Here is a 14,283-nt window from a genome sequence, read left to right on the forward strand (position 1 = left end):
GTGAGGTGGGCGACTTGGACACGGAGCACCGCCACCGAACGGCAAGAGAGAGCTCAGCCGGTCGCCTTAGCGTTGCGCATCTGGATGCCCGCTCAGCGTGTGCGGGCCACGGACGGCACTGCGCTGGCCCTGGCGCTGGACTACGGCCTGAAGCTCTGAGCGGGACTGACCCATTACCTCGACAATGGGCAATTGCTCATGGACAACAACTGCACTCCAAGCGATCCTGTTGAATTGACGCATGTGAGTAAGGTCGAGTCTCCAATCACGCCTTGAGCGCATCCTGGCACACAGTCACGAATGTTTCACGTAACCAGCAATGAGCAGGGTCTGCGTCGAGCCGGGGGTGCCACATCGCAGAGATCACGATCTCTGGCACCACAACAGGGAGTTCGAAGACTGTGAGGCCCTGTGCGAGCGCCAGGGCGCCGGGCAAGCGGGCGCACAACAGGCTCCTCGGCACCTGCGCGATGACGTCCGACTCGTGGGCGATGCGCACCGCTTCCGGGAAGCCGTTGACGACGGCAACGATCCTGCGTCGCAGGCCAAGTTGCGCCAAGGCGAGGTCGACGGGGCCCTCAAAGGCAGCTTTGCGCGAAGCCACGACGTGTTGGCAAGCCGCGAAAGTGGCCGGTGTCACTGGACTCGCGAGTAGTGGATGACCCGCGCGAGTCACGCCGACGAAGCGGTCGCGGAAGAGTGATCGAGTCCTTACCTCTGGCGCCGAATTTCCTAATACGCCGATTTCAAGATCGACTTGTCCTTCACGCAGGGAATTCGCATCTTTGATCGGCCTCGACACAAACCGCAGTTGAACGTGAGGCGCGGTGCCTACAACGGCGCTGACCAGCGATGGGGCCAACAGGCCAACGAATCCTTCGTTCGCGCGCACGACAAAAGTGCGCTCCAACGCGGCGAAATCGACCTCGGTCACTTGAGGACTGAGAAGAGTTCGTGCGTCCCGCGCGACATCACGCACCTGGTCTCGCATCGCGATGGCCCGTGGCGTGGGTACCAGCCTGCTCCCTGCACGGACCAGGAGCGGGTCGCCTGTAGCCGATCTGAGCCGCGCGAGCGCACGGCTCATGGCGGAAGCACTCAGGCCGAGTCGACGCGCTGCGCCCGTCACGCTGCCTTCGGCGAGCAAAGCATCTAGAACGGGTAGGAGGTTCAGATCCAAGTTGTCCATGGACTGAGCCTATCGCAATTGACCCGTTGAACCTGGCGTCTGGCACAACTGCATTGTGCGCCCCATGCGTCTGGCGCTTGCTTGGCATGCTCCATACATTCGATGTCTATCCGCACGGCAAGCTGCCGAATTTCGTCGATGTCCAAATCGTCCAGGACGATAAATATGCCCATTCAATCTGCTACATCCGTCAAACCTATTTGGCGCAACGTGCTGCCGGCCGCCGCGCCTGGATGCTCGCAAGGCACACCGTACTCGTTTTGGGCGAAGGAGGGCGACCCCCAGAAAATCGCCGTCATCCTTTCCGGCGGCGGCGCCTGCTGGACAGGGGAGAACTGTGCACTGCATTGCCGGCCGCACTACCGGGCGTTCGCAGGCCTTGAGTTGGATCCCAGCGAACTGGGCGGTATTTTTGACACAGACAACGTCGAAAACCCGCTCGCCGACTACACCCTGATCTACCTCCCCACGGCCAACGGGGACGTCTTTCTGGGCGACGCAACGCCCGTTTATGACACGCCGGAGATGAACGGCCACCCCGAAGGCAAGCTCAAAATCCTGCACAAGGGCTTCGACAACGCCATGCTCGCGCTGGACTGGATGTTCAGGATCTATCCGCAGCCGAAGACTGTCGCGGTTATGGGCTGGAGCGCCGGCGCCCTGGCGTCGCCCCTCTACACGCACATCGTCGCGCAGCAATATCCTGGAGCCCAGGTAACCCACTTCGCGGACGGCGGTGGGGCTTATCACCTGAGCGACAAGCTCGCCCCGCTATTCAAGTCGTGGGGAACCGAAAACGTCCTGAAGCGCGTCGAAGGCTTCGAGGATTTGCCAATCGACGGTCTGACCATCGAGGACCTCTATATACGCGCGGCCAAGCTTCATCCCAACATCGTCTTTCACCAATACAACGAACGGCACGATGCCGTGCAGGCGATGTTCATGCAGCTAATCGGGGAGAAAAGGCCTGACGTTCCGGCTAAGCTGGACCAAGCGCATGCGTATATCCGCGCGGAAATTTCCAATTTCCGGACCTATACCAGTTGGGGGCACGACGAAGCCATCATTGGCGGGTACTACGATGCCGTGCTGGCAAAAAATGCGTTGGACAACCGCGGACGACCTCATGTGTTGGACCGGTTCTATACGCGCCAGACCAGCGGAGTGCGATTCCTCGATTGGTTTGCTGCAGCGGTGACAGGTAAGCCAGTGGAGAACGTGGCCTGCGTGGACTGCGAAACCCCTGAGTACCATTGGACGCGCCCAGGGTTTCCTTGATGAAACGTTCAGACCCCTAGCGTTCGAGCGCTGCGCCGGCTAACCATCGTGCGCCACGAGCGTAGAGATCCTTCACCTCTTCTCCCTTGAGCATCGGCATGTCCATCTTTACCGAATATCCGATGCGCGTCTGTATGTAGGCGAGATGGCGATATCCCGCCGGCATTCGCGCAAGGAAATCGGCATCGAGCTGAAGATTCACAGCCGGATCCACAGGGTCGATGCGGTCCTTCTCGTAGATCGGTTGACGGTGCAGCAGTTTCCACTCCCCTTCGTGCCTGATCACGAAATCATAGAAGCGACCCGTGCACAGCACGTCGCACAGCACTCCTTCGACCGATCCCCTTTGCGAGATCGTCATCTTGGTCTGTGCGATGGCACGATCGCCCGAGACCTCGATCGCCGAGCCACCGAGAAAGTGCAGGATGCTGACGCCGTTTTCCCACCCTTCCTGTGTCACGCGAATGAAGTCTTTGAACGAGCCCTGAAACCAGGTCGCCATCATCATTCCGTCCGGATGCCATACCGTCGCGAAACGTTCCCAATCGCCGGCATCGCGCCATAGGGCCCACCGCTCGATCATTCGACGAATCTCGAGTTCCTGTGTCAGTAGTTCACTCATCACTATCTCCTTTAAAAACGGGTTATCCGGCTTGAGCGCCGGTTTCAGAACGGGTATTGGCGATCGGTCGTCTGGATCGTGATCCAGCGCAGGTCGGTGAACTCGTGGACGCCGGCCATTCCGTTGAAACGCCCCCAGCCCGAGCCCTTCACGCCGCCGAAAGGCATTTGCGCTTCGTCGTGAAGCGTGGGGCCGTTGACGTGGCAGACACCGGATTCGATGCGGCGCGCCACATTCCAGGCACGTCCCACGTCACGCCCGAACACGGCGGCCGACAGCCCGTATTCGTTGTCGTTCGCGCAGGCAACGGCTGCCTCGACGCCGTCCACGCGGACCAGGCACTTGACCGGACCGAAGGACTCTTCTGCGTAGATGTGCATTGCAGGCGTCACATGGTCCAGCACGGTCGCGGGCATCAGCATCGTGTCGTTCCTGCCGCCGCACAGCAGCTTCGCGCCTTTCTCCAGCGCATCGTCGATCAGCGCGTTGCAGCGCTTGACCAGGCTCGCATCCGCCAGTGCCCCGAGCACGGTCGGACCGTGGCGCGGATCACCCAGCGGGAGGGCTGCCGCCCGGCTTGCAAACTTGCGGGCGAACTCGTCTGCAATCTTCTCGTCCAGGATGATTCGTTCCGTCGACATGCAGACCTGTCCCGAATTGGCGAAGGCACCAAAGACCGCGGCCGAGACGGCTGCATCGACATCGCCGTCGTCGAGCACGATGAAAGGCGCCTTGCCGCCGAGTTCGAGCACCGAAGGCTTGAGGTGCTTGGCGCACGTCTGAGCAATGATGCGGCCCACACGCGTGGAGCCGGTGAAGTTGACCCGGCGCACCGCAGGGTGCGCGATGATCGCGTCGACCACCGCGCCGGCGTCCTCGGGGGCGTTGGTCACGAAGTTGACGACACCCTTCGGGAAGCCGGCTTCCAGCAGGCACTCGACAACGAGTTGCTGCGTCTTCGGGCAGTACTCCGAACCCTTGAGCACCACGGTGTTGCCGCAAGCCAGCGGAGTCGTCAGTGCACGAACGGCGAGGATGACTGGGGCGTTCCATGCCGCAATGCTCAACACCACCCCCGCCGGTTGGCGCACGCCAAGCGCCAGGCTGCCAGGCACGTCCGACGGAATCACTTCGCCCATGATCTGCGTTACCAGCCCCGCCGCCTCCTGGAACATGGTGGCTGCCAGATGCACATTGAAGCTCGCCCACTGCGAAGACGCCCCGGTCTCCGCTGCCATGGCGGCAATGAAGTCCTGACTTTTCGCCTCGAAGACTTCAGCCGCCTTCATCAGCAACGCCCTGCGCTGCGCGGGGCCTGTCTCGCGCCATGTCGTGAAGGCGGCCGCGGCGGCCTCGACTGCCAGGATCGCGTCGCCCGGCGTTGCTGCCGCAGCCACGGTGGCGACCGTCCCGTCTAGCGGATTTCGCCGCTCGAATGTCGCACCGCCCGTGGCAGCGCGATGGGTTCCGTCGATGGAGAGTTCGATATTGAACATGTGTGGAGTCCTTGTCGTTGGAGAAAAGAATTACGGGGTCTGCAGATCCATGCGCAGCACGGGCTTGATGGTTCGCCCGGCCTCCGTGTCGCGGATCGCGGTGTTGATTTCGGAGAACGGATAGAAGCGGATCAGCTTGTCGAAGGGAAAGTATCCTTCGCGGTACCAGGCGATCATTTGCAGGATGAAGGCCTTCGGATCGGCATCGCCTTCGACGATGCCGCGCAACTGCCGGCCGCCCGTCATCACGTGCATGGCATCCAGCGAGATCCTCGTGCCCTCCGCCGAGGCGCCGACGATTCCGCAGATCCCGCGGGGTGCGAGCACATCCATGGCCGTGCCGATGACATTGCTGCGACCCGTGGTGTCGAACGCGAAGTTCACGCCACTGCCAGTGGCATCCATGACGATGCCGACTGCGTCCTGAGTGGTCGGGTTGACGGTGTGCGTCGCGCCCAACTCCCTTGCGAGTGCAAGCCGCTCATCCACCACGTCGACCGCCACGATCACCGAGGCACCCGCTATGCGGGCGGCCATGACCGCACTCAGCCCCACAGTGCCGGCACCGAATACTGCGAGCGATTCGCCCGGCCGCATGCCGAACGAATTGACGACCGCGCCCGCTCCTGTCTGCACGCCGCATCCCAGCGGGCCCAGAATTTCCAGCGGAACGTCGCCTGGCACTTTCACGGCGTTGCGTTCCCTGCACAGCGCGTACGTCGCGAACGAGGACTGCCCGAAGAAGTTGCCGTGCACAGGTTCACTGCCTTTAGACAGGCTGACGGAGCCATCGTCTCGCGTTCCCGCGAAGTTGAAGTCGAAATAGCGATGGCAGTACTGCGGCTGCTTCGCATTGCAACTCGCGCAGGCGCCACAGAAGTCGAAGCTCATCACCACGTGGTCGCCGGCGACCAACTCGTGCACCGCGCTTCCGGTGGCGACCACGATGCCCGCGCCTTCGTGCCCGAGCACGATCGGCTGAGGCACCGGGTAGGTCTGGTCCCTCATCCCCACATCGGTGTGACAGATACCCACGGCCGTCACCTTGACGAGCACCTCGTCGGCGCGCGGGTCGTCGATGGTGAGTTGCTCGAGGGACAAATCCGCATGCTTGCGCCGCGCCACGGCGCCATAAACAGACTGCATTGCTTTCTTTCGGTTTGGAAAAAGGGTCAGCGGTCGCCGCGCCACCGCAGTGCGCGCCGCTCGGCGTACACGATCACGGCGTTGATGCCGTAGCCAATGGCGCCGATCAGGGCAATGCCGGCGAACAGCTCCGCACTTCGGAAGTTGCGACTGGCCAGCAGGATTTCTGCGCCGATGCCTCCGTTGAGCGTGATCATCTCGGCCACGACGCACAGGATGAGGGCCAGCGTCAGCCCCAGGCGAAGGCCCGCCACGATGTCGGGCAAGGCCCCCGGCAGAGCGACCTTGGCGAGGTATTGCAGCGGCGTGAGTTCGAGGGTGTGCGCAACCTCCTTGAGCCGTGGGTCGATGGCACGAAAGCCGGAGATGGCGTTGAGCAGCAGCGGCCATATGGAGCCGAACGCGATGACCGCGACAATGGTCTTGTCCGAAAGGCCGAGCATCAGCACCATGACGGGAATCACGGCTGCAGCGGGCAATGGCCTGATGAACTCCAGCGTGGGCGTCAGCAGCGCCGCCAGCCGGCGGTCGAAGCTGACGAAGATGGCCAGCGCAAGGCCGCATACCGACGCCAGCAGCCAGCCCGCGCCCATGCGCCACAGGGTCTTGGCGAGCGCATCGCCCAGTTCGCCCGACGCCCACCAGGCGCGCAGCGCTTCGAGCACATCGAGGGGAGGCGGCAGGAAGATCCTGGAGATCACGGCCGACGAAGTCAGCGCCTGCCAGAGTACGACGGCCAAGATCAGCAGCCACAGCCGCGAGAATGCCTGCCCGGCGAGCCAGCGCATGTGGTTCATGAGGCGAGTCATCGTTGCACGCTCCATCTGAAGAGACGGTTCTCGAGCGTCTTGAGGCAGGCGCTGGTCGTCCAGCCCACCAGGCCTACCCAGAGGAGACAGCCGAATACGAGGTCGGCGCGCAACGCCACCTGGGCAGAGACGAGCCTGTAGCCCAGGCCCATCGGGTTGACGGCGATTTCCACCGTGACAGCCACGACGAAGGCCACCCCGATCGCGAGCTGCATTGCGACGAATATTTCCCGCAAGACTGACGGCAGCAGAAACTTGCGCAAGCGCTCGGCCCCGGAGAACTCGAGTGCCCGCGCGACCTCCATCGTCTGTGGATCCACGCCTCGGACCGCACTGCGCAGCAGGATCATCACCGGCCAGAAGCTCGCGAATGCGATGACCGCTATCTCCAGGCTGAAGCCGAAGCCGAAGACCAGAAGCGCGAGAGGCATGATCGCAATGGCCGGGACCGGGCGCAGGCATTCCACCAGGGCACTGCTTGCGCGGTCCGCACCGCGCGAAACGCCGACCAAGAGGCCCGCGATCACCCCCAATGCGGCACCAACCGCCACGCCTGCGAACGTGGACACCATGGTCTCGGCCGTCGCGGTCAGGAGCGACCCGTCGATCAACGCCGAGGCCATTGCCGCGGCTACGTCCACGGGCCGCGAGACCGTCTGGAGCGGAAATCCCGGCAACAGCGAGGCGAGTTGCCACGACAGCAGAAGAGCCAGCGGAACATACAGCCTGCCGCGGCGAAGCCATGCTGCTTCATTCATGGGCATACCCCGCGAAGAAGTCGTATAGACGATGCCGGTAGGCCAGAAACTGCGGGTCTTCGCGCGAGGTCAGTTGATTGCGCGGCCGCGTCAGGTCGATGCGGATCCGGTCGGCGATGGCGCCCGGGTTCGCGGACAGCGCGACCACTTCATCGCCGAGGTAGATGGCCTCCTCCAGATCGTGCGTCACAAACACGATCGTGATTCCGCGCTCGGCTGCCAGGCGCAGAAGCTCGTCTTGCAGGGACTGGCGAGTCATGGCGTCAAGCGCACCGAAAGGCTCGTCCATCAGAAGCAAGTCCGGGTCCTGTGCCAGCGCGCGCGCAATCTGCGTGCGTTGTTGCATGCCGCCCGACAGCTGCCGCGGATAGGCGTCTGCCGCATGTGCGAGGCCGACCTGGCGTATCAGCGGATCCACGATGGCCGCCATGTCCTGGCGCGCGACGCCGCGTGCCTCCAAGGCCAGTTCGACGTTGCCCCGCACGGTTCGCCAAGGCAGGAGTGCGCGGCCGTAGTCCTGGAACACGAAGGCGAGGCGACGGCTAGGGCCTTTCAGCGGCTCTCCGTCGAAAATCACCGTGCCCGAACTCGCAGGTGCAAGCCCGCCCATCATTCGAAGCAGGGTGGTCTTTCCGGAGCCCGAAGGGCCGATGAGACACACGAAAGAGCCCTTGCGAATGTCCAGCGAGACCGGCGAGAGTATTTCTTTCGAGGCAACGCAAAAGCTCGCCGAGTGCACCGACAGAATCGCCGGCACCTCGTCAAGCCCACGTGTCGCATGCGTTGCCGAATCGACGACGCTCAACGGAGTCGGCGCGTGGCGACTCATGCGGGCATCCCCGCCATGAGTGCGTCGACCTGCACATCGCGCCGCAGCATGCCCTGCCCCCGAACGACCTTGACCCAGAACTCGACCTGCGCGCGATGGATCTGGCTGGCCAGGACGGGCGGCGTGACCTTTGCGATGACATCTTCGGGGAGCCCGAGGTACTTCGCCACGCTGCGTCGCGTCGGCTCGGGGTTGGCGGCCGCGAAGGCATGGGCCTCGTCGATCGATTGCCTGAAGGCCAGCAGCGCCGGCTTGTTCTTCGCAGCAAAATCCGCCGTCACGCAGTAGTTGCCGGACAGCGCGTTGTCCATGACCGCATCGAGCAGGTTGCCCACCGGGCGCCCCACGCCCGCTGCGACGATGCGGCTCAGTGCGGGGTCACTGGCGACGAGTGCATCCACCTGGCCGCCGCGCAGCAGGTCGAACATCTGCGTGAAGGGTGTTTCCACGAAGGAGACCGATTTCCAATCGACGCCCCCCTTGGACAGCCATTCGCGGGCGATGACATGGAAGGTTGCATTGAGCGCGGAAACGCCGACACGCCTGCCCTTGAAGTCCGTCACCGAGCCCAGTCCACTGCCGTCTCGGGCGAGCATCCGGATGGTTGGATGCGCGGCCGACAAGACGCCGGCACCGCACAGGAACTGGAGGTTCATCCCCCCTTCGACCGCCTGCAATGTCGTGGTGATGGAAGGGGTTCCGATCTGAATGCTGTTCGACAACAATGCCGCCGGCATCGTCGCGTTCACGGGGATGAGTTGGAGCTCGACGTCGAGTCCCCGCTTCTGGAAGAAGCCTTGGTCTTTGGCGACAAAGAGCCCCGTGTATTCGTTGATCGGCGAAAAGCCGACTTTCAGCCGGTTCGGCGCCTGCGCTGCGGAGAGGCCCGAATGAAGTGAGAGGCCGGCCGCCGCACTGGCCAAGAAGATGCGCCGCGAAATAGTGTCCATGTCGTCTCCTGCGTCAAATGAAAGACCCTGATCCATCTTTTCTTGATGAATTCTTCACTTGATGACGCAAGGGCGATGCCAGCTACGATTTCGACATAATTTCTTTTAAATTCAAATACTTATCAAACAATCACCGAGGTAAACCCTCAATCAAAACTTATGGTTTTTGCAAGTTTTGATGATAAATTATTGATCTGTTTGACTGGCATCTCCAGACCACGATGGCCCGATCTCCCTCCAGACTTTCATTGGCGCAACTCCAGGAAGCTTCCAGGCTGACGCGTACCAGCGAAGACATCGACGAAGGCGCGAGGCCCACCCAGAGGGACCTCGCCGAAACGCTGTCGTTTTCACCAGGTGACGGGCGAATCTGGATGAACGACCAGCGCATGGTGCTCTGGCGCTCCTCGACCTACGGCTCGCTGCGCAGTGAGTTGATCGCCGCCATGGGCCAGGAGCAGGCCCGTTCCCTGTTCACGCGAGTCGGCTATGCAGCTGGCGCGCGAGATGCTGAACTGGTCAGGCGCATGTGGCCCGACAGCGATCCAGCCAACACGTTTCATGCAGGGCCGCGCATGCACAAGTTGGAAGGTGCCGTGCGCCCCGAGACGATCACCTTCGAATTCGACATTGCGCGCGGCGACTTCTTCGCCGACTACTGGTGGCACGACTCCAGCGAAGACGACGAGCACATCGCAGCCTTCGGCATCGGCACCGAGCCCGCTTGCTGGATGCAGGTGGGTCATGCGAGCGGCTATGCGAGTGCTTTCATGGGCAAGCTCATCATCTACCGTGAAACCGAATGCCGCTCGATGGGCGCCAAGGTCTGCCGCATCACCGGACGACCGGCCGATCAATGGCCCGACCCCGAGCTCGACCACCACTATTTCGCACCGAACGCCAAGGCCCAGAGGGTGCGCCACAGTTGGCCCCCGACCTTGTCCGACGTCAGCCGGCGAGGCGCCGCTACGGCCCCCGTCGCGACGGGCTCCTCGGCCCTCATCGGGATCTCTTCGAGCTTCAGCGTTGCGCGGCACCTGATCGAGAAGGTCGCCCCCACGCAGGCGACGGTGCTCTTTACCGGCGCCTCGGGCGTCGGCAAGGAGCTCTTCGCGCAGACACTGCATGCGATCAGCCCTCGTTCCGAAAAGCCCTTCATCGCGATCAATTGCGCGGCCGTTCCCGACACCCTGATCGAGTCCGAACTGTTCGGTGTCGAGCGAGGCGCCTTCACTGGCGCGACCGCCTCACGTCCAGGCCGCTTCGAAAGAGCGCACGGCGGAACACTGTTCCTCGACGAGATTTCCTCGCTGAGCTTCGTCGCCCAGGGCAAGCTGCTGAGGGCCTTGCAGGAGCGCAACGTGGAACGTATCGGGGGCACGAAGATCATCCAGGTCGATGCCCGCGTGGTGGCGGCCAGCAACGTGAACCTGCACGAGGAGGTCAAGGCGGGGCGGTTTCGCGAGGACCTTTTCTTCCGGTTGAACGTCTTTCCGATTGCATTGCCCACGCTCAAGGAGCGGCGCGACGACATTCCCCTGCTGATGGAGGCGTTCCTCGGACGGTATTGCATCCTGCACAAGCGTGATGTTCCCGGGTTCACCCCGCGCGCTGTGCGCACGCTGCTGCAATACGATTTCCCTGGAAACATCCGGGAGCTTCAGAACCTGGTCGAGCGAGGCGTCATCGTCGTCGACGAGGGCGAACCGATCGACGTGCACCACATGTTCCGCGCCGACGAGGTGAGTGCGCACGGTGCCATGGGTTTGGATGAAGGCGGCTTCCTTGCAGTCACGGCAGGCGCAGAAGACGCTACTGCCCTGGCGGATGCCGGGCCCGCATCCAGGAAGCGAAAAGGCCAAGCGACTGCGGCAGGCACCAGTGGAGGCAACGAAGCCCACGCCTACCGCAAGGCACTCTCAGCGAGTCGCTACAACGTTGCAGAAGCCGCTCGCACATTGGGATTGACCCGCGCCCAACTCGCCTACCGGCTCAAGAAGGCGGGCATCGCCTAGCGCATGCGGCTCAACGCGCGAATGTTTGTCCCCAGCGACCCGCATGCAAGAAGTCGATGATCGGCTTCCTCACGCGCGGCGCGGCCTCCCTTTGCTGATGCGCTTCGGACAAATCCGATGGATCGCCGGGTCGTCCCACTGCAAAGGCGGTCGCGACCTCGTGCGGATGCGGCACGCCGCATACCTCGCGGGCCACGTCGTGTTCGATGCCCACCATTTGATGAACCGCAAGGCCTTCGAGCGTTGCCTGAACAGAGAGACAGGCCACGGCCTGACCGAGGTCGTAAAGCGCGGTTCGATTGGCCTCGGCGTTGAGCGAGAACCGCGTTCGGGTGGTCGCGATCGCGAGAAGCGCCGCACGCTGCGCCCACAGCTGGTTGTAAGGGTGCAAGCAGCCGAGCAAGCGCGCGAAGGCCTCCTTGTCTTCGCGGCGCGCCACGATGAAAGACCAAGGCTGTTCGTTGTAGGCGGACGGCGCCCAACGCGCGGCTTCAAAAAGTCGCGCGATCTCCCCGTCCGTGATTGCATCCGGAGCGAATGCGCGCGGGCTCCAGCGCAATCTCAACAAGTCGCTGATGGGGACATCCGTTTCCGCAGGACGTACATGGGGTGAAAGAAGAAGACTGGTGGTAGACAAGTGATGCTCTGCTTGTAGGTTGGTCGATCTCGTATCCACGGGCAGGTTCGGGCGCTCCATGCCGCACGAGTAGCGAGAGATAGGTACGCCGATCGTCGGCTTGCGCGCATGCTATTGAGAAAACCGCAACAGGACTTGGGCACACACGCACAAAGCTTGTTGAAAACCTGCGCGATCGCGAAGTCCGAACAGGCGACGCGGCATCAACCTTGGTAAGCCGCCGTCACGGACCAGCCCCGAGCCTTCATGAATTCGCTCGGTGAGACACCGTGTCGCGTCCGGAACGCCTGGCTGAAATGCGAGGCATCGTTGAGCCGTTCTGGAATGCGATGGACGCCAGATTCAGGCGTTTGCCGGCTGCGCGCTCCATCGCCTGGCACACACGCACCAGCCGCTGCTCTTGAACATAGGATCGAAATCGCAGGCCATGCAGTTCGAAAAGTCGGAAAAAATACCTCAACGAAATGCCCAGCGCTTCAGCACAGCGCTCAGCACGGAGATCCGGCTCGCAAAGATTGGTATCTATGTAATGCATGCATTGCTGCCACAACACCTCGGCGGGGGTCAACCGGTCGGTCTGGACGGCGTGCTCCATGTACATGGACAGCGTGAGTTGGACGAGCGCACGCTCCAGCGTGCCAGCCACGCAATTCTTGGGGTGACGCAAGCGCCCGCCGAGCAGGTTCGCGGTCCGCTGAACGATGTCCGTCAGCGCTGCGGTCGACCGAAACAGCACAGGCTCGAGATGAAGGGGGGCAGGCAAGTTGGCCTTCAACTCGCTTGCTGGAATCGAAAGGAAGCTCAAGCGAGACGGCACGTCGAATATCGCTTCGGACGGCAGTCGGGCGCGGCGAAAAACGATGTCTCCCTCTTGGAAGTCGAAGGCTTCATTTCCCTGAATGACTCGCCCGCCACCGCGATGTGCGACGAACACCAGCAGCGCATCTTCCTCCAGCGCATTCACGTCCTCGATGTCATGCTGAATTCTGGCGCCGGCTACGCAAATATCTGCGAACTTTCCTCCGTTGGACATCTCCCGCACGCAGAAGGATCCGCCGCTGCCAGGACTCGTGCGCTTGAAATCACCAGGGATGAACTCCTTGGCAACCAGCGTCGACCATTCGTGGTCCGACAGTGACGCGGCGTCTTCGCCGCTGCGTGTTCTGGATTCATTTGAGCCGTTCATGCAGTCATTTCGAATGTTCGAAAAAGCATTGCTTCAATGCGCTTGCACTGCCCGCAACCTTCGCGCCGAATTTTGTACCGGTAGTCGTGTTCGGGCGCGGAAATCAGAATTTCATTCCTGCTCTTTTCTTTCTCGCCACTCGGCGTGAGACGTCAGCCCACACAGCCAAGCATGATTTCAACAGTGTCCATGCATGTTCAGCAAAGATGTTCTCATCGGCCTACCTATCATTCGGCAGCGGAAGAATCGTGTGATCGAACGTGTCGGAGCCGGCTTCTCTGCCCCTTCCTTGCGGTTTGTCACACCTTGAATTCGCCGGCGCCTCTAGCTCGGATCTTTACCTCTCACTCTTAACGATATTCATGGTCACTCACGCATTTAAGTTCACGGCACTCATGCTGATTTCTCTCGCTTGCGCATCGCACGCTGCGGCCGCAGATGCTTGCAAGGCGCCTGCGAGCAAGGAAAAAAGCATCGCACTGGTCAAGAACTTCTACGAAGCCTTCAACACGAAGAACAAAGCCCAGCTCGACGTGGTACTTGCACCGAATTGGATCGATGTGCCAGCAGCGCCGGGGCAAGCGCCGGGACGCGACGGAATGAAGGGTGCGATGGACCACTACTTCGAGAGCTTTCCTGACTTCACACTGAAGAACGAGGACTTCATCGTCTCGGGCAACAAGGTCGTTGTTCGGTCGGTGCTCCACGCGACCCAGCGCGGTGATTTTTCCAGCATCAAGGCTTCCGGGAAGCCCATCGAAGTCATGACGATCGACATTCACGAGATCTGTAACGGCAAAGTGGTCCAGACTTGGCATCTGGAAGACTGGCTCGCCGGGATGTTCCAGATGGGAGTCTTGCCGCTTCAGAAGTAATTCTGTTGAACGCCAGTGTGGAGAGTTGGAAGTTCGCAGAAAGAATCTCTCGGCGCTGGAAGAACACCTTCATTGAGCAATTCATCGAGGCGGTCGACTCGTACAGCATCCACGTGCGCCCGCCCGAGATCGAGGACCGCGTGATGCCCGGACACTGGGAAGGCGACTTCATCAAGGGGGCGGACAACAGGTCCTCCGTGGGCGTCCTGGTGGAGCGCCCCAGCCGCTTGATGCTGCTTGCTCGCATGGAAGATGCCACCGCCGCCTCGGTGCTCGCTGGCTTCAGCGTCAAGCCCGATTCGATCGCCGCACCGATGCGCCACAGCTTCACCTACGACCAGGGCAAGGACATGAGCCGTCACCAGCAACTGGCCCTGAACACCGGCGTGCGCGTGTACTTCTGCGAGCCGCACAGCCCATGGCGGCGCGCAACCTGTGAGAACACCAACGGCCTGCTGCGCCAGTACCTGCCCAAGAGCTCGAACAGTGGCAC

Annotated in this window: 13 protein-coding genes and 1 pseudogene; 4 read left to right on the forward strand and 10 right to left on the reverse strand. The window is 62.0% G+C overall.

Going from position 1 to position 14,283, the window contains the following annotated elements:
* Nucleotides 1–265 precede the first annotated feature (265 nt).
* Nucleotides 266–1,189, reverse strand: a complete 924-nt coding sequence (locus ACWV14_RS32575) for a LysR family transcriptional regulator (RefSeq protein WP_454907953.1) — start codon at nt 1,187–1,189, stop codon at nt 266–268.
* Between the two features lie 165 nt (nt 1,190–1,354).
* Here ACWV14_RS32575 and ACWV14_RS32580 point away from each other — a divergent pair, with 165 nt between their 5' ends.
* The gene (locus ACWV14_RS32580) at nt 1,355–2,467 is read left to right on the forward strand and encodes a pectin acetylesterase-family hydrolase (protein ID WP_454907954.1); all 1,113 of its coding nucleotides are present in this window, start codon (nt 1,355–1,357) and stop codon (nt 2,465–2,467) included.
* A 16-nt stretch (nt 2,468–2,483) separates the two neighbouring features.
* On the opposite strand, the gene ACWV14_RS32585 is transcribed toward ACWV14_RS32580, so the two are convergent.
* The 7 genes from ACWV14_RS32585 to ACWV14_RS32615 form a co-directional block, all read right to left on the reverse strand.
* The gene (locus ACWV14_RS32585) at nt 2,484–3,089 is read right to left on the reverse strand and encodes a nuclear transport factor 2 family protein (protein ID WP_454907955.1); all 606 of its coding nucleotides are present in this window, start codon (nt 3,087–3,089) and stop codon (nt 2,484–2,486) included.
* A gap of 44 nt (nt 3,090–3,133) precedes the next feature.
* Nucleotides 3,134–4,585: an aldehyde dehydrogenase gene (locus ACWV14_RS32590; RefSeq protein ID WP_454907956.1), complete on the reverse strand. Its 1,452-nt coding sequence runs from the start codon at nt 4,583–4,585 to the stop codon at nt 3,134–3,136.
* Nucleotides 4,586–4,615: 30 nt separating this feature from the next.
* A complete protein-coding gene (locus tag ACWV14_RS32595; protein WP_455240228.1) occupies nt 4,616–5,686 on the reverse strand; it encodes an NAD(P)-dependent alcohol dehydrogenase in 1,071 nt (356 codons plus the stop codon).
* A gap of 71 nt (nt 5,687–5,757) precedes the next feature.
* Complete coding sequence (locus ACWV14_RS32600; protein ID WP_454907958.1) at nt 5,758–6,540, reverse strand: ABC transporter permease; 783 nt, start codon at nt 6,538–6,540, stop codon at nt 5,758–5,760.
* Nucleotides 6,537–7,298, reverse strand: a complete 762-nt coding sequence (locus tag ACWV14_RS32605; RefSeq protein ID WP_454907959.1) for an ABC transporter permease — start codon at nt 7,296–7,298, stop codon at nt 6,537–6,539. The genes ACWV14_RS32600 and ACWV14_RS32605 overlap by 4 nt, the downstream gene beginning before the upstream one ends.
* Nucleotides 7,291–8,103, reverse strand: a complete 813-nt coding sequence (locus ACWV14_RS32610; protein WP_454907960.1) for an ABC transporter ATP-binding protein — start codon at nt 8,101–8,103, stop codon at nt 7,291–7,293. Before ACWV14_RS32610 ends, ACWV14_RS32605 begins: the two co-directional genes overlap by 8 nt.
* Before the next feature lie 20 nt (nt 8,104–8,123).
* Nucleotides 8,124–9,077, reverse strand: coding sequence for an ABC transporter substrate-binding protein (locus tag ACWV14_RS32615; RefSeq protein ID WP_454907961.1), 954 nt, complete (start codon nt 9,075–9,077; stop codon nt 8,124–8,126).
* A 221-nt stretch (nt 9,078–9,298) separates the two neighbouring features.
* On the opposite strand from ACWV14_RS32615, the gene ACWV14_RS32620 reads away from it, so the two are divergent.
* Nucleotides 9,299–11,092 carry a sigma 54-interacting transcriptional regulator gene (locus tag ACWV14_RS32620; protein WP_454907962.1) on the forward strand — a complete coding sequence of 598 codons (1,794 nt, stop codon included), beginning with the start codon at nt 9,299–9,301 and terminating at the stop codon, nt 11,090–11,092.
* 10 nt (nt 11,093–11,102) lie between these two features.
* Here ACWV14_RS32620 and ACWV14_RS32625 read toward each other — a convergent pair whose 3' ends face one another.
* Both ACWV14_RS32625 and ACWV14_RS32630 read right to left on the reverse strand, forming a co-directional pair.
* Nucleotides 11,103–11,729 carry a nitroreductase family protein gene (locus ACWV14_RS32625; protein WP_454907963.1) on the reverse strand — a complete coding sequence of 209 codons (627 nt, stop codon included), beginning with the start codon at nt 11,727–11,729 and terminating at the stop codon, nt 11,103–11,105.
* 244 nt (nt 11,730–11,973) lie between these two features.
* Nucleotides 11,974–12,915: an AraC-like ligand-binding domain-containing protein gene (locus tag ACWV14_RS32630; RefSeq protein WP_454907964.1), complete on the reverse strand. Its 942-nt coding sequence runs from the start codon at nt 12,913–12,915 to the stop codon at nt 11,974–11,976.
* 395 nt (nt 12,916–13,310) lie between these two features.
* On the opposite strand from ACWV14_RS32630, the gene ACWV14_RS32635 reads away from it, so the two are divergent.
* Together ACWV14_RS32635 and ACWV14_RS32640 are read left to right on the forward strand one after the other, a co-directional pair.
* The gene (locus ACWV14_RS32635) at nt 13,311–13,790 is read left to right on the forward strand and encodes an ester cyclase (RefSeq protein ID WP_454907965.1); all 480 of its coding nucleotides are present in this window, start codon (nt 13,311–13,313) and stop codon (nt 13,788–13,790) included.
* Between the two features lie 44 nt (nt 13,791–13,834).
* Nucleotides 13,835–14,275: pseudogene (locus tag ACWV14_RS32640) on the forward strand (IS30 family transposase); the annotation flags it as partial.
* Nucleotides 14,276–14,283: the final 8 nt, after the last annotated feature.

The sequence above is a fragment of the Variovorax durovernensis genome (assembly GCF_977011995.1).